Annotated in this window: 14 protein-coding genes; 12 read left to right on the top strand and 2 right to left on the bottom strand. The window is 65.4% G+C overall.

What is annotated here, in order from left to right:
• The 6 genes from U9983_RS04405 to U9983_RS04430 all read left to right on the top strand — a co-directional run.
• The coding region (locus U9983_RS04405; RefSeq protein ID WP_322752788.1) for a vWA domain-containing protein at positions 1–743 on the top strand (743 nt) is incomplete at its 5' end.
• 72 nt (positions 744–815) lie between these two features.
• Positions 816–2,411, top strand: a complete 1,596-nt coding sequence (locus U9983_RS04410) for an Hsp70 family protein (protein ID WP_322752789.1) — start codon at positions 816–818, stop codon at positions 2,409–2,411.
• A gap of 43 nt (positions 2,412–2,454) precedes the next feature.
• Positions 2,455–5,115, top strand: coding sequence for a hypothetical protein (locus U9983_RS04415; protein WP_322752790.1), 2,661 nt, complete (start codon positions 2,455–2,457; stop codon positions 5,113–5,115).
• Between the two features lie 22 nt (positions 5,116–5,137).
• A complete protein-coding gene (locus tag U9983_RS04420; protein WP_322752791.1) occupies positions 5,138–6,319 on the top strand; it encodes a TRAFAC clade GTPase domain-containing protein in 1,182 nt (393 codons plus the stop codon).
• A complete protein-coding gene (locus tag U9983_RS04425; RefSeq protein WP_322752792.1) occupies positions 6,316–8,784 on the top strand; it encodes a hypothetical protein in 2,469 nt (822 codons plus the stop codon). The genes U9983_RS04420 and U9983_RS04425 overlap by 4 nt, the downstream gene beginning before the upstream one ends.
• A 48-nt stretch (positions 8,785–8,832) precedes the next feature.
• Positions 8,833–10,542, top strand: a complete 1,710-nt coding sequence (locus U9983_RS04430) for a TRAFAC clade GTPase domain-containing protein (protein ID WP_322752793.1) — start codon at positions 8,833–8,835, stop codon at positions 10,540–10,542.
• A 159-nt stretch (positions 10,543–10,701) separates the two neighbouring features.
• Here the strand turns inward: U9983_RS04430 and grpE are convergent, their stop codons facing one another.
• Positions 10,702–11,259 carry a nucleotide exchange factor GrpE gene (grpE, locus tag U9983_RS04435; RefSeq protein ID WP_322752794.1) on the bottom strand — a complete coding sequence of 186 codons (558 nt, stop codon included), beginning with the start codon at positions 11,257–11,259 and terminating at the stop codon, positions 10,702–10,704.
• Between the two features lie 624 nt (positions 11,260–11,883).
• Here grpE and U9983_RS04440 point away from each other — a divergent pair.
• The 6 genes from U9983_RS04440 to U9983_RS04465 all read left to right on the top strand — a co-directional run bounded on the left by U9983_RS04440 (position 11,884) and on the right by U9983_RS04465 (position 21,944).
• Complete coding sequence (locus tag U9983_RS04440) at positions 11,884–13,137, top strand: toll/interleukin-1 receptor domain-containing protein (RefSeq protein ID WP_322752795.1); 1,254 nt, start codon at positions 11,884–11,886, stop codon at positions 13,135–13,137.
• A 478-nt stretch (positions 13,138–13,615) separates the two neighbouring features.
• Complete coding sequence (locus tag U9983_RS04445; protein WP_322752796.1) at positions 13,616–14,839, top strand: effector-associated domain EAD1-containing protein; 1,224 nt, start codon at positions 13,616–13,618, stop codon at positions 14,837–14,839.
• Positions 14,840–15,064: 225 nt separating this feature from the next.
• Positions 15,065–16,186 carry a hypothetical protein gene (locus U9983_RS04450; protein ID WP_322752797.1) on the top strand — a complete coding sequence of 374 codons (1,122 nt, stop codon included), beginning with the start codon at positions 15,065–15,067 and terminating at the stop codon, positions 16,184–16,186.
• Between the two features lie 82 nt (positions 16,187–16,268).
• Positions 16,269–18,488, top strand: a complete 2,220-nt coding sequence (locus U9983_RS04455) for a glycosyltransferase family 39 protein (RefSeq protein ID WP_322752798.1) — start codon at positions 16,269–16,271, stop codon at positions 18,486–18,488.
• A gap of 173 nt (positions 18,489–18,661) precedes the next feature.
• A complete protein-coding gene (locus U9983_RS04460) occupies positions 18,662–20,083 on the top strand; it encodes a cyclopropane-fatty-acyl-phospholipid synthase family protein (RefSeq protein ID WP_322752799.1) in 1,422 nt (473 codons plus the stop codon).
• A 151-nt stretch (positions 20,084–20,234) separates the two neighbouring features.
• On the top strand, positions 20,235–21,944 hold the full coding sequence (locus U9983_RS04465; protein WP_322752800.1) for a serine/threonine-protein kinase: 1,710 nt from the start codon (positions 20,235–20,237) through the stop codon (positions 21,942–21,944).
• Positions 21,945–22,197: 253 nt separating this feature from the next.
• On the opposite strand, the gene purU is transcribed toward U9983_RS04465, so the two are convergent.
• Positions 22,198–23,055: a formyltetrahydrofolate deformylase gene (gene purU / locus U9983_RS04470; protein WP_322749105.1), complete on the bottom strand. Its 858-nt coding sequence runs from the start codon at positions 23,053–23,055 to the stop codon at positions 22,198–22,200.
• Positions 23,056–23,062 lie beyond the last annotated feature (7 nt).

The following is a 23,062-nucleotide window of genomic DNA, read 5'->3' on the forward strand; positions in this document are numbered from 1 at the left end:
CTTTCGAATCCACAGCCAGCGTGGCGGTCCCGCCGACCGATGTTGGCGGCGACGGCGGTCGTTCTCGGGTGAAGGAAGCGATCAACCGTCTCAGCGCGTCCGGCGGAAGCACTAACTGGGATGCGGCACTCACGTTGGCAGGGACACTCCGGCCAGATGTGATCGTGTTGGTCACTGACGGAATGCCAGACTCCTTGGGCGCCGCTGCACAAACTGCGGACAGGATCCGGGGCGATGGCGTTCGCATTGTCGCGGTAGGCGTGGACCTCCGGGCCGGCGCTGCGGTAAACATCGCCCGGGTGTCGGGATACGTGGAGGGCGACGACTACTTCACCTCCAGTGCGGACAACCTGCTCCGACAGCTTTACCAGATTGCAAGTAAATCCTGTGGTATACCGGTCGCTGCACTTCCTCAGCCCGAAGGCGGTTCATTCCCGCTCGCCAAGGTGATTGGCGGGATGTTGGGCGCGCTCGCTGTTCTGCTGGTCGCCGGCCTGCTACTCAGTCGGCAACGGGCCGGCCGGGCTCTTCAACCGGCACTCCCGACACCGCGGGTGACGGAGAAGACCGTCGGCTCCTTGGCGGACCCCACGATCGGCATCGACGACCCGCCGCCGGCCAACTCGTCGCCCTCGCGCGATCTGGAGCCCGACGGGGTGACACCGTCACCGATCAGAGGGAAGCGCCGGATCTCTCCGTCGTTCCTGTTTGACGATGGCGAAAGCGACACCGATCGCCGCTGACCCCACCGGCCGCCCTGATCAGAGCGGGTTGCTGGCGGCCTACTGACGGATCAACAACCTGGAAGGTGAACGATGGCGGACCGCCCCACGCTTGGTATCGACCTCGGCACGACCTACTCGTGTGTGGCACACCTCGACGAGTACGGCAAGCCGGTCGCCTTGCAGAACGGCATGGGGGAGTACACGACGCCGTCGGTCGTCTACTTCGAGGATCGTGACAGCATCGTGGTCGGCAAACCGGCCAAGAATGAGCTGCACCGTGACTCTGACCGGGTGGTGCAGCACATCAAGCGGCACATGGGCGAGGCCGACTTTTTCCTTGAGATCGACGGCCGGGATTTCTACCCACAGCAGATCTCCTCGCTGATCCTCAAGTCCATAGTAGAGGACGCGCTTGCTGCCCTTGACGTCGAGCAGTCGACGAACGGGCAGCTCGCCGACGTCGTCATCACTGTCCCGGCCTATTTCGGGGGCGCCGAGCGCGAGGCGACCCGGAAGGCCGGCGAGCAGGCGGGCCTGAATGTCCTGAGTATCATCAACGAACCTACCGCGGCAGCCATCGCGTACGGCCTGCTCAACCAGGGCAGCGAGCGGACCGTACTGGTCTATGACCTCGGTGGCGGTACCTTTGACGTCACGGTCATCAAGGTGTCCCCGGCGGAGATCCGTGCCATTGCCACCGGCGGCGACCGCGAGCTCGGCGGGGCCGACTGGGACAAGAAGCTCATCGACCTGTTTCTTGAGAAGTTCGAGGAGCAGTGCCCTGAAGCCGGGGACCCGCGTACGGATACGGATGCCGTCGGCGATCTTATCCTCCAGGCCGAAGCCGCCAAGCAGGACCTGTCCCGGCGTGCGAAGTACGGAATGAGTGTGACCGCGAATACCGTACGGGCAAAATTCGACGTCACGCGTGAGGAGTTCGAGGAACTCACCGAGGATCTCGTTGAACGGACGCTGAACTATACTGATCTGGTTCTCGATGCCGCTCGTGACAAGGGTGTGGCGCGTATCGACGAGGCGATCCTTGTCGGCGGGATGTCGAGGGTTCCGATCATCGGGACCAAGCTTGCCGAGCGGCTGCGCCGACGCTTTCCCGATCTACCCGACCCGAAACTCCAGGATCCCGACCAGATCGTTGCCAAAGGGGCCGCGCTGTTCGCGGCCAGCAAGGTCAACGAAATGTACGGTTCCGACGAACCGCTTGCCCGCGAGCCCGGTGGGTTTCTCGGCGGTGCGCTGCCACGCATCGTCAACATCACCTCAAGAGGCTATGGGGTCAGGACGTTCCGGAGTCAGTCCGACACAGATGGGTATATATCCTGGCACATCCGGCCCAATGATCCGTTGCCGGCGGAGCACAAGGACGATTACAGGACGCTCTTCGACAACCAGACCGCGGTGGACGTGGCCATCTACGAGTCCGCCACCGACATCCTCAACGACGACGTCGCGGTCAACAAGGTGCTGACCGAGGCCGAGCTCAGTGGACTTCCTCCGAACAAGCCCGCAGGCCAACCGTTGAAGGTCACGTTCTCACTCGGCGACGAGTCGATTCTGCGGGTGCACGCGGTGGGCCCCAGTAATCGGGAGCTGCACATCGAACTGAAGGTTGCCGGGGAGGCGCCGGCAGCGGAGCTCGCCAAGCCTCTCCCCAAGATCATTAAATAAATGTGGTGCTGAGGCGGCAGGAACAACCAGGCAGGAGGACGCGGTGGTGGCCAGACCGTGGTCGTTCGACGCGGCGCGTTTCGAGGAGGATGTGCTTCGGCCGGTCAGCCACGGCTGGGACCCGGCCGACAATCTCTTTCGCTGTTATCTGCTGCCTATCGACACGGATGACGAGGAAACAATCACGGTTGCGGCGGATGCGGTTCAACGTGCGATCAACAAGAACACGATCAAGGGTCATTACACGGTAGCCGCGAGGATCCTGAAACACCGTCACAAGGCTGCCACAGAGACGCTGCGGCACGATGATGCACGGGCTGCGCACCGCAGTCAGGTGGTGACCAATCGACGCTTTCTGGCTGCGGTGCTGCGGGGCGAACTGAAAGATCTCCCAGCCGTGCCGGCGACCTTCGTCGCGTCGCTGGTGGAGCGGTTCGCCGGCCGCTTCACCATGGATGAGGTCACGGAGATACTCGTTGGGCTGCGCCTGTCGATTCGCGACCCGGTCGCACTGCCGGCGTCCAGAGAGCTGCCTCGCGAATGGTCGGAACTGCGTGGAGCCCTGGGTCTGCTCGACCAGGCAACCCTCCGGAGCTACCTGCTCGCGCGTTTCCCTGCCTTGGCGGTCACGCCCGCTCAGCTGGCCGACCGGAAGACCGCGCTGAGCAAGACAGCGAGCGGAGAGGCGTTGACCGCCGAGACCACGGTCCTCGGGCGGGTCAAGACGTGGCAGCGGGAGGATCAACTGGTCGGCCAGTTACGGGCCGAGCTGGTCGGCCAACTCACCGAGGCCATGGCGTTCGGGCAGGCGGCCGTGCAGACGCTCATCCGATCCAGTGACGTTGCGGGCCATCTGCGAGAGCTCGACCTGCCGGACAACCCCGACGATCTGGCGTATGCGATCGTCTGCGTGGTCCGTTTCGCACCGACGTCCTCGGTGGCCTCATGGCGGATCGCCTACGAGGGTTGCCTCGCAGCTCGCGACCTGCGCGGGGCCCTGGCGTTGTTGGACGCGCAGCCCCACCTGCAACCGGGTGACGATAAGCAGCGAGATCACCTGCGCCACCAGGTGGCCGAAATCGATGAGCGGCTGGCCCACGCCCGGGCGTTGGAAGACAGCGATCCAGAGGCAGCAGTAGGTGAATACCAGCAGATAGCCAAGATCAGTCACGAGCCCGATGTCGACGAGGCGGTACGCCGCTGCCGACCGGCGCCACCGCGCCAGGTGGGTGCGACCGTGCACGAGGGGCGTGTGCTTGTGCGCTGGTCTCCCGGCGACGCCAAAATCGGGACCATTACATACCGCGTCCTGCGCGGTGTCGGGTCACCGCCGAGCTGGGCGGCGGGCACGCCGATGGCCGAAGATGTGGCCGAGACGGAGGCGGTCGACGCCGACCCGCCGGCCGGGCAGCGCCTTTTCTACACTGTCTATACGCTACGCGATGGGAACCCCTCGGCTGAAGGCGCCTGCACCGACCAGGGCGTCGTCATCCTTCGGGAGGTCACCGGTCTGGAGATCCGCGGCGGCGAGGGCCTCGTCGAGGGGCTATGGCGGCTGCCCGACGGGGCCCACAGCGCGCGGGTCACCCGATCGAACGATGGCGCCGCCGCAACGCGGATCACCGCGGGTTCGACGAGCTTCCGCGATGTCGACGTGCGACCTGACCTTGCCTACGAGTACCGCGTAGCGGCTGAGTATCGGCTACCCGACGGCGAGGTCAGGGCAAGCGACGGCCGGAGCGGCTTTGCCAGAACCCAGTCGAGGCCGGACCCGGTTCGCGATCTCGCGGTGGGGCAGGACGGCGAGACACTCGTCGTGAGCTGGACGCCGCCGGCGCGGGGTACCGTCCAGGTCAGAGTCTTCGATCGTCGTCCCGACCTGCGACCGGGCTCCGTCGTGGCAACGACATCGCTTCGATCGGCTGGAAACGAGCTGACATCGGTGCTGTCGAGCGGCCCCGGTGAGCTGCACGCCGCTGTCCCGAGCGACGGACGTCAGTACTGGCTGCTGCCTCTCACCGTCCTGGATGATCTAATTGCTGTGGGTCAGGCGTGCGAGATGGATACCCGCCTCCCGCCGGTGCTTGGGTTGCGTGCGGTCCGGCTCGGCCCGACAGTCCGGCTGACCTGGCAGTGGCCTAAGGGCGCTCCGGAGGTGGTGGTCGGTTGGAAGCGGGGTGGTGCGCCCACAGGCCTGGACGACAGTGGCGCAACCTACCGCCGGTATACCCTCGCCACCTACGCACAACGCGGGGTCGAAGTGCCATTGGCGTCTGGTAACCACACCTTCATCGTCTGCGCCGCCGCACACGCGTCCGGAACGCCGGTCTACGGCCCGCCCGCCGTCGTTCAGGAGCGTGTTCGCGGCCGCGCACGCTATGACGTCCAGCCACTTGGCAGGCGGATCGGTGCGCGCGGTTCGCGACGTTACCGCCTGATCGTGGAATCCGTTGACGGGAGCAGCCTGCCCCCTGTCCGGCTTGTCGCGCGGTCGCGTCTCGCGCCGCTGGATGCGTCCGACGGTGACCGAGTTGCCGATGCCGTCGCGGCTGCGGACGGCGCCGCCCGTATCGAGCAGGAGTTCGACCTCGACCAGTTCAGGAACACGCCGCGCCCGATCGTTCTACGGGTATTTCCGGCCGAGGCCGGGATCGGGACCGTCGAGTTGGTTCCGGCTGATCCCCGGAACCTGGAAATCGGATAGTGGAACAAGACGAGATGTGCCGATGGGGGAAGCCATGGCCCAACTGAACTGCCCATTCTGCTTTGAGGCGGTGCCGTTGAAAAGCCTGTGCCGGCGCTGTCCGGAAGAATGCGGCGAGGAGCCCGACGTCGAGCTCTCCCGGTTCCGTGGCCAGGAGAACCGGACCATTTCGCTGCCGAAGGTGTTCACGCCCACAACCCGTAAGAAGGATTTGTGTCCGCACGGGAAAATTGCGCAGCGTACCCACCTGTGCCCCCACTGTCATAACGATCTTGAATATGACTACGTCGTGACCGCCGCCGGTAGCAGGCCGATCGCCTTGATCGGCGCGTCCGGATCGGGGAAAAGCGTGTATGTCGGGGTCCTCGTGCGGGAGTTGAAGAACCGCGTCGGATCGGCCTTCAACGGGATGGCTGTCGAGTTCGTGGGCGACGCGTCCCGCGCCCATTACGACCAGGTATTTCGAGTTCCCATGTTCGAACGTGGCGTCACGCTGGAGATGACTGCCTCGATCCGCCGGAGTAAGCGGCTGGATCCGCTGCTGTTCACGCTCAAGTTTCCTGGCGCCGCGCGCCGATGGAGTGACCGTATGGCGATCGCCATGATGGTCTTTCTCGACACCTCCGGCGAGGATGTCCTTGAGGCCAGATTCATGAGCCGGCTGGCGCGCTACCTTGACGCCGCCGCCGGCATCATAATGATTGTTGACCCGCTGCAGATGCCGAACGTCCGGGACTCGGTCAGCACGACCGTCTACCCGCGTGGCGCGACGCGTCAGGTAGATGTCCTCGAGCGGCTGGGGGCGTTGCTGCGAGAGCAACGGAAATTGGGACCGGGTAAACGTGTCGATACACCGCTGGCAGTCGTCCTGTCAAAGATCGATACTCTTACCGATATCCTTCCGGATCAGTCGTCGCTGCGCCGCCAGGCCGAGCATGCGGGCTACTACGATGAGGCCGACGGTCAGTTGGTGCACGAGGAAGTGCGGGCGTGGATTCAGAAGTGGTACGGCGAAGGATTTATTGACAGCATCGAGGCGAGTTTTTCCGTTTACCGGTTCTTCGGTATGTCGGCGCTCGGTACGGCACCTCCCGCCGAGGGTCGTATCTCACCCTCGGGAATTCGCCCGCTGCGGGTCGAGGATCCCATGTTGTGGCTGCTCAACCGCTTCGGCTTCGTTCGGCCCGGGGAGGCGAAGATATGATCCATCAGCTCCATTACACGTCGTGTGAAACAGGCCGTGACGGTATCCAGGGATTCCAGATAAGCGCTGCGACGTCCGGTATCCCCGAACGCCTGGAGGACCTGGCGATCCAGCTCAGCGCCTACCACGTGCCGCCGAGATTTCCCCTCGAGCCCACTGTCGAGGAGATCCGGCGGTGCCCGGTCAGCTTCGGTTACATCGCGTCGAATGCCGGTACGGTTGTCTTTCGTAGCGTCTACGTGGGGACCGACTTCACCGGTCGGCAGGGGAATTACTTCGCCCACGCCCTCGTCCTCGACGATCCCGCGGAGTTGGGTGGGCTGTTACCCATCGAACTCTGGGAATCTCGGCTATGGGTCCAGACGTCACCGGCATCAGGCACCCTGCCCAACGTCGGGGGTCTTACGCCGAGCGGTTTCGCCGAGCCTGAGCAGCTACGGAATTTCCTGCTCATCGGCCGCCGGCTCGACATCTTCGGAGCGCTACTCGACGCCGTTACGAACGCTCTGCTGCCTGGCGGCCGGCGGGTGATCGTCGTTACTCCGAGTTCGCGGGACGCAGCTCGTTGGATCGGCGCTGTGGTTCGCTCACTGCCCCAAGGCCTCGCGCGGGACATCTCCTTCTCGACATTTGCCGCCGTACCCACCGGCGGGGAGTTCCTACTCGTCGCCACCACCCCGGACGTGACGGTCATCCCGAGTCCGTACGACCCGCACGTACTCATCGACCTGACTGGCCCTGGTCCGATCGACGACGATCCCCGGACGGGCGCCAGCAGGTACGCCGCTGCCCTTACTGCTGTCTGGCGGGCGTCCGCCACCGATGTCCTGGCAATCGTCGAACACGCCGGACGTGCTACCCCGCCCATTGCTTCCGATGAGCTCGACGTGTTCATCGACGGCTGGCATATGCTCGCCGGTTATCCCGTGAACACGAATTTAGCCGACGCTGTCGAATTTCTCCTGCGGCGCTTTCCCGCTGCGTACCAGGCTGATGTGTGGACACGCGCTGAGGCTGCGGCTCTCGCTGGAGCACCCTTCGGGGAGCTGGCACGCTGGTCCCGCCTGCTGCGGCAGACATCGCAGGCGGGCGAGTTGCCGCAGCAGGCTATCGAGGCCATCTACCTGCGCGCAGTCCTGAACTCGGTCGTCGCCGGGCAGGCGTCCGACGATCTGTGGCTGCCCGATCTGACCCGGGCGTCTCTCGAGACAGTCGTCTCCAACTGGTTGCATGGCCAACTAAGTAGCTCCGCCAACCCGAGCATCCTCGCTCTGGTGCGGGTCGTCGTTTTCGTTGTCGGATCATGCTCGGCCGCGGAACAGGCACGGATAGCTGATGCGATCGGACCTGTGCTCGCCCGCTCCGGTTCGCCCGAAGCGTGGGACGAGATTGCCGCTCACCTCGCACACGGCGAGCTCGCCGCCCGCCTCGTCGCGGCGCTTGAACGTCATATCAGTTCGGACGACGAAGCCCTGGCAACGGTAGTGCGGTCAATGCCGGCAGCCGCAGCGGACTTCCTCGCGCGGGTTGCACCGCGGTCGTCGCGGGTCCACATCGCGGTTGCGTTGGTGCGTGCACACATCGGCGGTGGTGACAAGGTTGAAGCTTTCCGGAACGCGTTGGGTGCCACGCACGGCGAACCGTCCGCATCCCTTGTCAAACTCTTTACCGATATCCTCTGGCCGGACTCGCTGCCGACTCCGCAGGAGGCACTGGACCTTCTAGACATCCTCGATATTGACACCGTGGCGGCGACGAAACTGCCCGACAGTTTCTATCAGCTGCTAGTCAATGATGCAGAGAGTGCCGATGGTCTCACTGAACATGACTGCGCGCTGGCAACGCGCCTCGCGCAGCATGATGCATTCCTCCTGAAAGACCTCGGTACCGGGCCGCAGCACACTGTCCTGGCCATCCAGTACGGCGCCCATTTCCGCACGGGGCCGTCGCCATCGAAGAAGAGCTCCACCGCCGCGGTCGCGGCTGTGGAGCTCTACCCGCGGACGGTCCAGGCAGTCGGCGGCTGGCTGCTCGACGCAATCGCGGACTGGCTGCTGCACGTGGGTGATGCCGAATACCACCTGCAGAACCTCACAGAGCTTGAAAAGAAGGGCGGTGGAAAATTCTGCACCGCCTATTCTCGCCGGGCCGCGGTGGCAGTCGACTCGGGTACCCCGGCCGACCTCGCTCTCATCATCCCGGTTTGGCTCGCGTTTTCCCAGAAGAATGAATTCGGTGTGAAACTGATGGATCAGACCCTGCGTAGGGGAATAGCCCGGTGGCGCAAGCGCGACCTCGACCAGGTTGGGATCAAGATGGGAGCGCTCTCGCGCCGTCTGCACCGGCTCGACTATGCGCTCGACCCGACCTGGCGAAATGACTGGGCGAGTTGGTGGGCACACTGGCGGGCATCCAACCTGAGATCGATCTTCGGCCGGATCCGACGCCGGTCGGGCGAAAAATGACGACTGGGCATCAGTCGTGAGGGGGAGGTTGTCATTTACTACATCTTTATGCTCTCTGCTGCGATAGTAGGTCTTTACCTGTCATTCACGCTGCTGGCACCATTCGCTTTTCTAGGAGCCGCTGGACTAGCAGCCTCGATTTTCTGGATCGAATTCTGTGTCGCTGCACACACGGTATACCGAGGCGCCGGGTCCATCGGTAACATTAATATTCTGCCGCCCCCGCCACTTGCTTCGGGCGAGCCGCAGACCCGTGAACCTGCCTATCGCTCCTACTATTTCGGCCCAGTCTTCTACGATTATTTCTTTGTTCTCCGGGACGCCTCGGAGCAAGGTCAGCAGCGGATTTTCGGCGGTCCGACCCAATCCCGGAACGGGGGGCGTCTGCCGCCGACGCCCTTACTGAGCCGCATTCTCGAAACCCGTCAACGGCCCTACCCGACACCGGTGCGAATTCTTGGAGCCGGCCCGTTCTTCGGTGCTCTTGCCGGTATCGTGATCGGTTTCGCCGTAGCGGCCGCGGTCGTGGCCTTGGTGTCTGTCTTCTACCTGGTCGTACTCACTCTCACCATTGCCGGGTCGCTGCTCGTGGCCGGAGTGATGCGGGTGATCGAGCATACTATGCTGGGTATACGCGGAATCACCCTCGAATGCCAGACATGTCACCGCAGGGTCACCTCCCCGGTTTATTCCTGCCCATCGTGTCGGCCGGAGACACCCGGTCTGCACCGCAAGCTCGTGCCCGGTTCCCTCGGCGTCTTCCATCGACTGTGCCGGTGTGGCCAGATTTTGCCCACCCTGCTGATGGGCGGAAAATGGAAGCTTCCAGCTTACTGCAACAAATGCAACCAGCAGCTGCCGGTGAAAGGCATGACAGCGCCGACTTTTCATGTCCCGGTAGTAGCGGGCCGACGGGCCGGGAAGACTGTTTTCATGATGTCGGTGATGGCGCGTATGGAAGCCCGTGTCCGCGCTGGGGAAAAAGGATTCGGCTTCGAGTTCGCGGACCAACGGGCGAAAGAAGAGTTCGCCCGGGCACGCTCCGCGCTGGAAGCGGGCTCCCTGCAGGCGATCGCTGCGACGCAGGCAGTGGCTCGCCCGCGCGCCTACAACGTCTATGTGGGTCCCACGGGATCGACAAGGCGTCGGCTTTTGTACTTCTACGACGCCGCGGGTGAGAAGTTCGAGCACAAGGAGGTGCGCGGTGGGCTCGCAGGTTTTCACTTCCTTGGCTTCACCCACGGCATTGTCTTCGTGATCGATCCGTTCGCGTTTCCCGACGTACGCAGCGCCGCGGGCACGGCAGTCTTGTCCGCCGTTCATCCGTCGGTTGTTGAGCCAGAACAGGTGTTCGGGCGCGTAGTGCAGAGTCTCCGGGAACATCGCCGGGCTAAGGTCGATCGTCACCTGAACCTTGCGGTCGCGGTTACCATCACCAAGACCGACGCGTTGGTCGGTCTGGACGACTACCCCCATCCGTACGAGACGCTCGTCAATACTGCGGGTAGAGAACCCGCCCGCGAGGAACGGTCCACAGCGGTGCGCGACTGGCTTATCACGACTGCCGGCCAACGCAGCCTGGTGGCAAACATCGAAAGCACCTTCGGCGAGCATAACTATTTTGCGATCAGCGCTCTGGACGCCTTCGTCGTTCAGGAACACACCAGTGGACGGACCGGCACGAAATTCCGGAACGACGACCCGAGCGACCCCGTGTCGTGGCTGCTCACGACACAAGGACGGAGGAAGAAGCAGTGAATGATATTCCCCGGATCATCGTACGCGGACGCCAGACGGCGGGAATACTGCTCATCTTGACGAGTACGGCAGTGCTTGCGATGTCTATCCTGTTAATTGCGTGGCTCGCGACGAGACCCCCCACGCTGTGAACATGACCGTGGGATGTGTTTCACACGGTCATGCCCACTGTTCGGAGCTCGCCTCAGCCGGGACGTGTTTCCAAACCACCACATCAGCGAACCGGAGTGTGCGTGCCCCGTTTCGGTACCCGGGTCGGAGCGTAGCTGCGACCATCCCGCCGTTGGCTTCGTCGGATGTGGTTTCCGTGCGTACGGATCGCTGCTGCTTCCGGTCGAAGGGCGTACCCGCCGCGGGTTCGTACACTTCGATGCCCTGCCGCTCCAGGATCAAGGTCAGGTCGCCGGCGACGTTATCGAGTACCTGTGCGGTATCCGCCGGTGTGGTCGACGATCTGGCCAGCCACGCCTGTGCAGTGCGGAGACACGTATCGGAGAGTGCAATGAGATCCCGCACGATCGGATCGAGCATGCGGTCGAATTCGCCGCGCCGCAGGCGTTCGTTTTCTTCGTGTAGCTTGTCGATCAATCCTGCCTGTCGGTCGACGACGGCGTACATTTTTTCGACCGAGCCTCGTAACTGCTCAAAAGCATCAACGAGAAAGGGCGCGTCGAAAGGCACTTGGCTTGTCGCCTCCGTGTCCTCCTGACTGGGCACTTCGGGCCCCTGAGCCGGAGAGTCGTCCCACGGCTCACCGCTGCTGGCGTCGGAATCGACCAGTGGTGGTGAGTCACTCGGTCCGTAATTGTCATTGTGCGACTGCATCAAACTCCAATCCGAGTGAAGAGAAGATTGGCGCCTCGGCCTGGGCGGGTGTACTTTCATGCGTTTTAAGTGATCTTACCAAGCGTAGCGTACGATCTTGAAACTATCTTTCGATGATACTATACCAGTGACGCAGAATACGAGCTGTTTTCAGCTTCCGCCGGCTGCGACGGCTTACGGCACTGCTGATCGATCTGGCCGGCCTTGCTCCAAATCACCCTGGGATCACTGGGTCGTTGACGGTCTTACTGGCGGGTGGCCAACCCCCGGCAGTCAGGTGCCGGGGTAAGTTGTGACCGCCTGTTCGCCACAATTTACCGTGGTTGCCGCCGCACGTCTCGGTGTCCCGTCGGCGGCACGCGGTGGTGTGGAGGACGGCGCCGGTACGGAACCCGGGGAGGTGAGTTGTCGGTGGTGTGGGCGGGAAGTGGACCCGGTGCACTTGCTGTCACGTCAGCAGCGGCAGTGCCCAGCGGGCTGACCTCTGCTGTCGGCCTGTTGTTTATGGTCGGTAGGATGATCGTAGCTGTTGACCTTGGCGGTCTTGCCTGGATGCTGGCATGGGTCCCGTTGATCATCTATCGACCGGGTCACATTCGTGGGTGGGCGGCAAGGAAGGCGGGTCTTAGGATCGATCGGGTGGCAGCTGTTCTCTCGACCGACGGAAAGGCCTTTCCCGCCGCTAAGTTGAAAGCAGCTGATGCACGTCGCCGCCAAATTGCATGGCGCGAATGGATGCTCGTGCTACCCGTTCTGATCATTTGGCTCGCCCTTTTCTCGAGTGTATCCGGGTGGGAGCTCTGGGTTACGGCTCCATGGATGAACCCAGCTGTTCCCAGCTGGCCTTTCTTCGTCACAGCCGAGCTCTGTGCGGGATTCTTGGTCGAGATTTTCCTGGTCAACCGGATCCAGAAATGGGCCTACAACCAGAATTCCGATCTCTTTGCCGTGGACTGTCTGCTGTCAGTCATGGAACTGCTGATCAAGGTTCGCGACAACGCCAGCCTGGACATGACGATAGTACGGCGGGACGTGGCTTTCCGGCTGGGTGCCGCCGCCGGGTACATGAAGCGGATGATCAGCAGGACGCGCCCGGCGGGGAACTATCGCGGAAAGAGTCGTCCAGATATCGCCAAGCATGCCGACGAACTGGCTGAAGCCATCAGGAAACTTCAGGTCACGGCGCTCACTGCTCCATCCAGTAAGGTTGTAGATCTGTTACCGATGATCCGAGAAATTCTAATCGCCCTGACGGAAGGTCAGATTCCTGATATTCCGTATACACCGCCGGGACCGAACCCGCCATCGGTGACACCGGCACCGGCTCAGCCGGACCGCGCGAAAGATCCCGACCCGAACGACGTCCGTTCGGCTGACCGGTCGGGAATTTTTCTGTGCCACTCAAAGGCTGACAAGGATCGGGTTCGGGAGATTTACTCGAAGCTGCGCGCAGACGGGCTGTCGCCATGGCTGGACGACGAGGATATCCGACCGGGTCAGGACTGGGAGCACGAGATCCGAAAGGCGATTGATCAATCGACGGTCGTGCTGGTTTTTCTGTCCGAGCGGTGGGTGACGAGCCGAGGTTTCGTTCAGAAGGAGATCAAGCTGGCGCTCAATCTTGCCGATGAGCAACCTGAAGGGTCGATTTTCCTGATCCCGGTGCGCCTGGAGGAGTGCGAGGTTCCGGAAAGGCTACGCCGCTGGCAGTCGGTCGACCTGTTCAGATCGGACGGCTATGGTCGTCTGGTGGCTTCGCTCCGCGATTAACAGGGACGATCAATGGCGGCAGGGCCGGTTCAAGCTTCTTGCGGGATGAGGCTGGAGGGTGCGGTGGGGGAATTCCCGGACAGCGCCGGGCTGGTACAGGATTCCAGGTTCTCGGGAGTGGTCGAGAAAGGCCGTGAGATCGCTCGGGAAGCGGTCGCGCCGGGGGAGTCAGCACCGGGCCCAGCCGGCCGAGCTGAACCCGGCCGGGCGCGGCTGAGCGCCGGCCCAGCCGGCCGCTGCGGGGCTGACCGCGAAGGCCATCGCCGACCAGCATGCCGGCCAGGCAGTGAAGGCAGCCCTCGCCCATTATCGTTGTAGATCTTCATGATTTTGAGTTATCGCGAGGTGGACTGTGGCTACAACGCGTGGGCGGTCTATCGTGGTACGAGGCAGTACGCTCTTGGCACCCCACGGTCGGATAAGGCGGCGTTGAGAACAATGGTGGAACGGGCAGGGGCGGAGGCACGATGACTCGTTGGTGGATATCGTGAGCGGCTTGGTTGTGCTCGCGGTTATGCCAGCTGCTGCGGGATCATCGTCGGGTTCTGCTGGTTCCGGCGACACGCTGCTTTATCTCGGCGTCCTCGTCATGGTTACTGCTCTGAGTGTTTTCGGCTCTGCGTTGACCCTTGTCCCTTGGGTGAGCATGCGGCCGCGCGGCACTCGCCGGTGGGCGACCAGGAGAGCGGTGTCCAGAGTCGAGCCGGTGGCGACTGCTCTCTCAAGATCGGGCACGGTCTTCCCTGCAGCCGAGCTCATCGCTGCCGATGCTCGTCGTCGCAGGCTCGTATGGCGGACGCTGTTTCTGTTGATGCCTGTTTTTATCCTGTCGTCCATCGGGTTGGCGCTTGGAAGTCTTGGATTAATGCTTGGGGCCAAACCATGGAGGATCGGCGCAACGACTGTCACGCCTGAGCTCTGGTTGCCCATTGGAATGATCGTTCTTGTTGGGGGTTTCTTCACCGAGTTGGCCCTGGTGCTTCAGACGCAGAAGTGGATGTATAATAGAAGCGCAGACCTCTTCGCGGTGCATGGCCTGTTGCGCGCAGTTGAACTGGCTCTCCAGGTCCAAAAAGATCCAACTCTCGACATGGTGATGGTACGTCGGGAGACGGCCGCTCAACTCGGTGCCGCCGCCCGCGACCTCGATCGACTGATCCGCAGGATTCTCCCACTTGGCGTCCGTGGGGAGGAACGGGCCGATATCGCCCGGCATGCCGGTGAGTTGGCACGGTCCGTCCGTCAGCATCAGGTCACGGTGGTCAGCGGCTCTCGCGCGCAGCTCGTGGGATTGGCGCCTATGATCGGTGCGACTCTTGCCGCGCTGGTCGAGGACAGGTTCACCGACCTCCCGCGCACGCCGAAGCCGAAGAATCCAGTGCCATCAATCGTGTGCGGTCCGCAGGACGATATTAAGCTTTCGGAAGATGATCGGCAAGAATTTATCCTAGCTCTTTCCCGGGTATTCACCTCGGATTCTTCCGCCGACCTCGTGCTCGCCAAGATCGGATATGAACGGCAACGGCGACGCAGCATTGACAACTCTCCCCCCGAGCAGGTATGGAATGAGATTTTTGTTGACCTGGAAAATGGGGTTGTGGTAGCGCCGTACCGTAGGCTACTGCAAGTAGTGCTCCGTCGAAACCGAGGTAATTCAACCTTTTGTTCGCTTGCTGAACGTTACGGCATGCTTCCTGAGTGAGTTGCCCGACCGTCCCGAAAGAATAGGGCGACACAAGCGCGATCGCGATGTCGGCTCTGCTTGCATGATGACCGGTCGGCGGGTCCGCCGGCCGGATCGACGTGTCAGGCCGGCGGGGTCCGCGGGTCGGTGACCTGCCGTGATCTGGGTGTGTCACAGCGATCCACAAGGACATCCCAAGGTTTCCGAAAGCTTCCCCTCAGGCGCGACCGCCACGGTATGCACATGACACACGTGTGGGTGAGCCCGAGTCTCCCCGCCGACCCGGGCGTGCTGGCCCAGGCGCTCGGACCCGGTTATGACGTCCTGACGCCGTCGGCCGAGCCACCCTTCGGACAACGGCTCGATGATCAACTAAATGATCAACTGTCAGTCGGTTCGGCGGAACCGGCGGAACCGGCCGGTGCGGACCTGTTCGGGCACCGGCCACGATCGCCGCTACAGATGATCCTCGTCGTCACGATGTACGAGCGGGAGTTGCTGGCGACGCTCACGGCTAGGCCCGCCGGCGCCGTCCTGGTGCTGGTCACCCCGCCGGGTGTCGATGTGCCGCCGGATCTGGGGGCTGCGGCGCGGCCGCAGCTGGTCGGCGCCGCGTCGTCGGTCGCCGACGTGGCCGCGCTCATCCGCAGCGTCCCCATGGCCACGTCCGTGGATGTCCTCGGATCGGCCCAGGCCGACGCGCCCTGGTGGGTCGGCTCTGGCCGGCCCGAACCCTACCCGGCAGGCGGGTCGACAGGCGGGTCGGCGGATCGGCCCACGACGGTGGCGCCCGCTGTGCGGGCCGGCCGAGGACTCAGCCGGCGCGGTGGCCTGATTGCCGCAGTCGCGGTACTCGCCGTCGTGCTGGGTACCAGCGCAGCTGTCATGGCCGCAGCCGGCGGGGGAGGCGGCACCAGCCAGGCCGCGAACGATTCGACTCCCGCGGACGGGCTTTCCGGTTACGGGACCCGAGGCGGTCAATTCTCCGGTGGTGAATTCCCGGGCGGACGGTTGCCCGGTGGTGGATTCCCAGGCGGTGGTCGGTTCCGGGGCGGCAACGGGCCTGCGATCGATCTGGAGAAACTCCAGGCGTGCCTGAAGGACAAGGGCATCACGCTTGACGGCAGCAACGGGCAGCCCCGCCCGGACATGACAGATTCAACGGTCCGTGAGGCGTTCCGACAGTGCACGGCGGACCTCCGGGGCTCAGTTCCGTCAGCCGGCGCATCCGGTGGCGCTCCGTCAGCCGGCGTACCCGGCGACGACCAGTCGGGCGGTTCGGGTGGTGGCACCACCGGCGGTAGTTCCGCCACGGGCTCGGCCAGACCCGCGACCTTCGTCGTGTCGGCGGTAACTCTTACGTGAGGACGGCAGCACCGCCAGCACCGGGACGTCCGCCATCGGCAACGGAACGTCGGCCAGATCGGCACATCGAGGAGATCACGCAATGACCACGAACGTCGGCGACCTCGACTGGGGGTCGGTCAGGCCCGACGTCGACCTCCCCGAGCAGCGCGGGGACGGATCGCCGCAGGCGCCGGACGGGCCTTCGCGTCCGACGCCGGGCGCGCCCGCGATACGCCTGCCCCGGCAGTTGCGAGGGCACGCCGCGGACCCCTGGTGGGTGCGCCTGGCATTGCTCGTTCTGCTGGCCACGGCCGCGGTCCTCTACCTGTGGGGGCTCGGCGCGTCCGGCAACGCAAACAGCTTCTATGCCGCCGCGGTGCAGGCCGGAACGCAGAGCTGGAAGGCGCTGTTCTTCGGGTCGTTCGACTCGTCGAACTTCATCACCGTGGACAAGCCACCGGCGTCATTGTGGGTCATGGCCCTGTCCGGGCGGATCTTCGGCTTCAGTAGCTGGAGCATGCTCGTACCGGACGCGCTGGAGGGCGTGGCGTCCGTGGGCATCCTCTATCTTGCGGTTCGCCGTTGGATCGGGCCGTGCGCGGGTCTTGTTGCCGGCGCCATGCTGGCCCTGACACCGGTCGCCGTGCTGATGTTCCGCTTCAACAACCCCGACGCGCTGCTCACGTTGCTGCTGGTCATCGCCGCCTACTGTGTGGTGCGCGCGACCGAGGACGGCAGCTACCGGTGGATCGCCCTGACGGGCGTGGCGGTCGGGTTCGCCTTCCTGACCAAGATGATGCAGGCGTTCCTGCCGGTACCGGCGTTCGGGCTTGTGTACCTGGTGGCAGCTCCGACCTCGATCGGCCGGCGGTTGCTGGGCCTGCTGGCCGGCGTCGGCGGAGTGCTGGTCGCCGCGGGCTGGTTCGTGGCGGCCGTGGAGTTGTGGCCGAAGAATGCCCGACCGTTCATCGGCGGCTCGACCAACAACAGTTTCCTTGAGCTGACCTTCGGCTACAACGGGCTCGGACGGATCTTCGGCGGCAGTGGAAACGGCGGTGGGGCTGGCGGCCCCGGCGGTCAGGCCGGTGGGCAGCTTCCGGCCGCCATCGCCCAGTATCTGCAGGGGACGCCCGCCGGTGGTCGGTTCGGTGGCGCAGGCCGCGGTGGTGGCGCCGGTCCCGGTGGGATGTTCGGCGGTCCGACCGGCTGGCACCGGATGTTCGGCAGCCAGTTCGGTACTCAGATCTCCTGGCTGCTGCCGGCCGCACTGATCGTCCTGCTGGGCGGGCTGTGGGTCACCCGTGCGGCGCCGCGCACCGACCGCGTCCGCGCCGGCCTGCTGCTGTGGGGCGCGTGGACGCTGGCCACCGGTGTCGTGTTCAGCTATATGAGCGGCACCATCCACCCGTACTACACGGTTGCGCTGGCGCCGGGAATCGCCGGCGTCGTGGCCTTCGGTGGCACCGCGTTGTGGCGGGCGCGGAACTCTCGGGTCGCCCGGACGCTGATGGCGGTCGCCGTCGGGGTCACCGGCGGGTGGGCGTTCGTGCTGCTGGACCGCAGCCCCGGCTGGTACCCGGCGTTGCGGTTCGTCGTGCTGGTCGCCGCGATTCTCGCCGCTCTCGCCCTGCTGGTCGGTCCTCGCCTGGTCGGTCGTCGGTTGGTTGGTCGTCCGTGGGCCACCGTCGCCGTGGCGGGTGTGGCCACGGCTGTGGCCACGGCTGTGGCGATCGCGCTGGCAGCGCCGTCGGCCGCATACGCCCTCGACACCGCCTCGACGCCGCACATGGGTGCGATCCCGACGGCCGGGCCGGCTACGGCCGGCGGTGGTGGGTTCCCCGGCACGAGGGGAAGCCAATTCTTCGGCGGCGGGAACGTCCCCGGTTTTGGCCCCGGCGCCGGTGCCGGCGGACAGCCAGGCAGCGGGCAGGGCGGCGGCGGTTTCGGTGCTGGTTTCGGTGCCGGGGAGAGCGCCAACTTCGAGCTCGTCCAGTTGCTGAGGAACGGCCAGAAGGGCTACCGCTGGGTTGCGGCAACGTCGGGATCCCAGACGGCCGGATCGCTCGAGCTTGCCAGCGGTACCGCGATTATGGCGATGGGTGGCTTCAACGGCGGTGACCCGGCACCGACGCTCGCCGAGTTCAAACAGTACGTCGCACAGCACAACATCCATTACTACATTTCGGGTGGCGGTTTCGGCGGTGGCGGAGGCTTCGGCGGCCGCGGCAGCAGCGGGATCACATCCTGGGTGCAGAGCACCTTCACCGCGAGGACCGTCGGTGGGCAGACGGTCTATGACCTGACGCAGCCCAGGACCTGACGCAGCCCAGGACCTGATCCCGGGCTGGCGTTGCGTCCCGACACGGGGCCATGACGGGACGCAACCGTGACCGACAGCGATGATGGGGGTGAGCCGAGCGCGCGGCGAGATGGGTTCCCGCCGCACCGGATGCGGTCGGTGCGGAGGTGCCAGTGAACCGGGGTGACGCTGCAGTGTCCGGAACTGACTCGGCCAGGGCCGATCTGCCCGCAGCCGCGATCCCGGGCCAGGGTGTGCCCGCAACCGCGGTTTCGGGGTCCGCCGTGCGCACAACCGCGGTGTCCCGTGCTGTGATCGATCTGCTGACGGGCCTCGTCGGGCCGAAACCACCGGTACGGATCGAATTGTGGGACGGGACGGTCCTCGGGCCTGAAACCCCGACCAGGGTTGTCGTGCGGACGCCGGAGGCAACGCGGCGGGTGCTGTTCCGTCCCGGTGAACTCGGTTTCGCGCGAGCGTATGTGGCCGGAGAGATCGACGTCGAAGGCGACATTTTCGACGCCCTCGATCTGCGGAGCCACCTTGGGGTCCAGACCGTGACGCCGACCGTGCTGCGCGCGGCGGCGACGTTGCTGCGCCTGTTGGGCCCCCTGCCCCCACCACCACCCACGGCCGAGGCGAGGCCGCGGGGCCGCCGCCACAGCCGGGCGCGGGACGTCGCCGCCATCACCCATCACTACGATCTGTCCAACGCCTTCTATCGGCAGGTTCTCGGTGCGGCGATGACGTACTCGTGCGGCCTGTGGGCGGCGCCCGACGTGGGGCTCGCAGCGGCGCAGGACGCCAAGCACGAGCTGGTCTGTCGCAAGCTGGGTCTGCGCGCCGGGATGCGTCTGCTCGATGTGGGCTGCGGCTGGGGCAGTCTGCTGCTTCACGCCGCGCGGCACCACGGAGTCGAGGGGGTCGGCGTCACCATCTCGCCGAACCAGGCAGACCTGGCCCGGCGGCGGATCGCCGACGCGGGTCTCGCCGACCGCATCCAGATCCGGCTACAGGATTACCGGGACGTCGGCGACGGTCCGTTCGACGCGATCAGTTCCATCGGGATGGTGGAGCACGTCGGCGCCGCGATGCTGCCGGTCTATTTCCGCTACCTGTTCGATCTGCTGCGGCCTGCGGGCCGGCTGCTCAACCATGGCATCGCCTTCCCCGGCGACCCTGCCGGGCAGGCGCGTAACCGTCCGCGGCTCGGACCGCTGCCGCTGCCGGCCGGGCGTAACTTCGTCGCGCGGTATGTCTTCCCCGACGGTGAACTGCACGAGATCGGCGTGCTCGTCAGTGTCATGCAGGCGGCTGGTTTCGAGCTCTGGCACAGCGAGAATCTGCGTGAACACTATGGTCCGACCTTGCGCGCCTGGGTGGGAAACCTTGAGGCGCACTGGGCCGATGCCGTGGCCGAGGTCGGTGAGGCCCGGGCCCGGGTATGGCGGCTGTACATGGCCGCCTCCGCGCTGATGTTCGAAGCCGGCCAGGCCCAGATCCACCAGGCGCTCGCGGTGCGGCGCGCGGGCGGGCGGTCCGGTATGCCGCGCCGCTCGTCCTTCGAGAGCATGCTGGTTGTTGGGGAGTCTGCGCCCGCGCTGGGCCTGGGATGAGTGACGATGGGAGCCGTGTACGGGCGGGCCACACGTCGGTGGGCCACACGCTGGCGGGCCACAGGCTGGCCGGACCACCGGCGGGCGGGCCGTGAGCGGGTGGTTATGAGCGGGGGGTTATGAGCAGGCGGGCACCAGCACGGCGGCGGGCATGACACGGCCAGGTCGAGCGGGGGGTGGAGCGACGGCGGAACCACTGGAGCCGCTACAGGCGGACGACCCGGTATCGGTCGGCAGGTATGTGCTGGACAGTCGCCTCGCCGCCGGCGGCATGGGCACGGTCTATCTCGGTCGGGACACGGCGGGCCGCCACGTTGCGGTCAAGCTGATCCGGCCGGACCTCGCGGCCGACCACGACTTCCGGGAACGGTTCCGCCATGAGGTTGCGGCGGCCCGGCGGGTCTCGCCGTTCTGCACGGCTTCGGTGCTTGACGCGGACCCGGACGCCTACCCGCCGTACCTCGTCACCGAGTACATCGAGGGCAGGCGGCTGGACCGGGTGGTCATGGAGGACGGCCCGCTGCCCGCCTCGACCCTGGCCGGTACCGCGATCGGGGTGGCAACGGCGCTGACAGCCATCCATCACGCCGGGATCGTCCACCGTGACCTCAAACCGGCCAACGTGATCATGTCGTTGTCCGGACCGAGGGTCATCGACTTCGGGATAGCCAAGCCCGCGGCTACCGTACGCCATGACCTCGACCGGGGGCTGATCTTCGGGACCAGTGGGTGGATGGCGCCCGAACAGATCCTCGACGATCCGGTCGGTCCGGCCGCGGACATCTTTACCTGGGGTCTTCTGGTGGGCTATGCGGGCACGGGCCGCCACCCGTTCACCGAACCTGGATGTTTCGGGCCGGCCGCCGACGCGAGTCTGGGGCAGCGGATCGTGGACGCGGCGCCGGATCTGACCGGCCTCGCCCAGCCGCTGCGCGGGCTGGTCGAGATCGCGCTGACCAAGGATCCGCGGGCCCGACCGGCCGCGCGTGATCTGCTCATGCGGCTGGTCGAGGGAAACGCGGACGTCAACGCGTCCACGCCGATCGACCAGATACTCGGCAGGACGCAGCGGATGGCCGCTGTCGTGCCACCGACCCGCCTCGGCCCGCCGGCATTCGCGACCGGCTATCCGCCGGGCCCGCCGGGCCAGTCCGGCCAGCCGGGCCGGTTCGGGCAGCCGGGCCGGTTCGGGCAGCCGGGCCGGTTCGGGCAGCTGGGCCGGTTCGGGCAGCCGGCGCGGTTCGCCGAGTCCGCGGCCCAGGCCCCGCCTCCCTTGTACCCGCCTGCCGCGCCGCCGCGCCCACGCCGCTGGTGGCTGCTGGCCCTGGCCGCAGTGCTCCTGTTGCTGGTCGGCTGGGTGGCCCTGCGGAGCCTGCGCGGCAACGACTCGGGCGGGGGGCCGTCCGCCGCCCCCAGCTCGTCGGCTGCGGGCTCGGCGTCCCCGTCCCCGTCCCAGTCCCCGTCCGCGAAGGCGGGGATCGGCGTCCCGGTCCGGGACGGGCAGCTTGAGTTCACCGTGACGAGCGTGCAGTGCGGGGTTGATCAGCTGAAGGTCACGTTGATCACCAGACATCCGGACGGCCAGTACTGCCTGGTTGCGCTCACCGCGCACAACGTCGGCAGCTCGACCCGGAACCTGTCGTTGGCTTCGCAACGGCTTGTCGACAGCGCCGGATCGGACCACGATTCCAGCCAGCTCCTGTCGCGGGCCGCCTTTTCCGAGGGTATCTGGGGAAACCTCTCCGAGGGAGAGACCGCGAGCGGCACCCTTGTCTTCGACATCCCCCGGGACGTCACCGTTGATCATCTGGAGCTGCACGACGGCCCCTTCAGCGACGGGGCCACCGTCCTGCTCCGATGATCTCGATCTCGATCTCGATCTCGGTTCTGGTCCCTGGCGCGGCCGGCTCTCAAGGATGTGATTCGGGTGCTACTGCAGCAGCACCCGAATCACATCGCTAAGAGCGCCCGGCGATGGGGCCCCGCGACGCCGCGTCCCCAATTGCCGGTCGCACTTCGGCGCTGTGAACCGTAGACGATCGTGGGCGGCCTTTCGTCGTTCCGGACGTTCGCCGGCGCCCTCTGGAGCACCAGACGGTCGGATGACCGGCTGGTCAGGCGAAGACGACGGTGCGGACGCCGTTGAGGAGCACCCGGCGCTCGGCGTGCCAGCGCACGGCCCGGGCCAGGACCTGAGCCTCGATGTCACGGCCCACGGCAACGAGCCGGTCGACGTCGCAGCCGTGGTCGACCCGGGCGACATCCTGTTCGATGATCGGACCTTCGTCGAGGTCCGGTGTCACGTAGTGAGCCGTGGCGCCAATGATCTTCACGCCGTGTGCGTGGGCCTGGGCGTAGGGCCGGGCGCCCTTGAAGCTCGGCAGGAACGAATGGTGGATGTTGATAATCCGGCCCTCGAGCTCCTTGCACACGTCGGCAGACAGGATCTGCATGTAACGCGCGAGCACAACAAGATCGACGTTTTCGTCGGCGACCAGCTGTAGCAGCCGCTGTTCCTGGTCGGTCCGGGTCTGTGCTGCGACCGGCAGATGGTGGAAGGGCACGCCGTGCCAGCGGACCAGTTCTTCGGCGGCACGGTGGTTGGACACGACGCCGACAACCTCGACGGGCAGTGTCCCGGCACGGCGACGTGACAGCAGGTCGGCCAGGCAGTGATCGTGTTGTGAGACCATGATCATTATTCGGGGTCGGACGGCGGCGTCCCAGATCTGCCAGTCCATCGAGAAGGCTTCGGCGACCGTGCCGAAAGCGTCGCGTAGATCGTTCAGGCTGGCGCGTGGCTCCTCGACGTCAGCGGCCAGGCGCAGGAAGAAGTGGGTGGTGTCGGGGTCCAGGTACTGCTGAGCCTCGACGATGTTGCAGCCGGACGCGGTGACGAAGGAGGACACCGCCGCGACGATGCCCCGCCGGTCGGGGCAGCTGAGCGTGAGTACCAGACGCTGGTGTGACACCCCGCCA

It is taken from the genome of Protofrankia sp. Cas3 (assembly GCF_963555955.1).
GTDB lineage: Bacteria > Actinomycetota > Actinomycetes > Frankiales > Frankiaceae > Protofrankia.

Coding starts and splice junctions, on each gene's coding strand:
- U9983_RS04465 (WP_322752800.1), top strand. CDS start 20,235: ATGACACGGCCAGGTCGAGCGGGGGGTGGAGCGACGGCGGAACCACTG.
- U9983_RS04450 (WP_322752797.1), top strand. CDS start 15,065: ATGACACACGTGTGGGTGAGCCCGAGTCTCCCCGCCGACCCGGGCGTG.
- U9983_RS04420 (WP_322752791.1), top strand. CDS start 5,138: ATGGGGGAAGCCATGGCCCAACTGAACTGCCCATTCTGCTTTGAGGCG.
- U9983_RS04455 (WP_322752798.1), top strand. CDS start 16,269: ATGACCACGAACGTCGGCGACCTCGACTGGGGGTCGGTCAGGCCCGAC.
- U9983_RS04430 (WP_322752793.1), top strand. CDS start 8,833: ATGCTCTCTGCTGCGATAGTAGGTCTTTACCTGTCATTCACGCTGCTG.
- U9983_RS04410 (WP_322752789.1), top strand. CDS start 816: ATGGCGGACCGCCCCACGCTTGGTATCGACCTCGGCACGACCTACTCG.
- U9983_RS04425 (WP_322752792.1), top strand. CDS start 6,316: ATGATCCATCAGCTCCATTACACGTCGTGTGAAACAGGCCGTGACGGT.
- U9983_RS04440 (WP_322752795.1), top strand. CDS start 11,884: ATGATCGTAGCTGTTGACCTTGGCGGTCTTGCCTGGATGCTGGCATGG.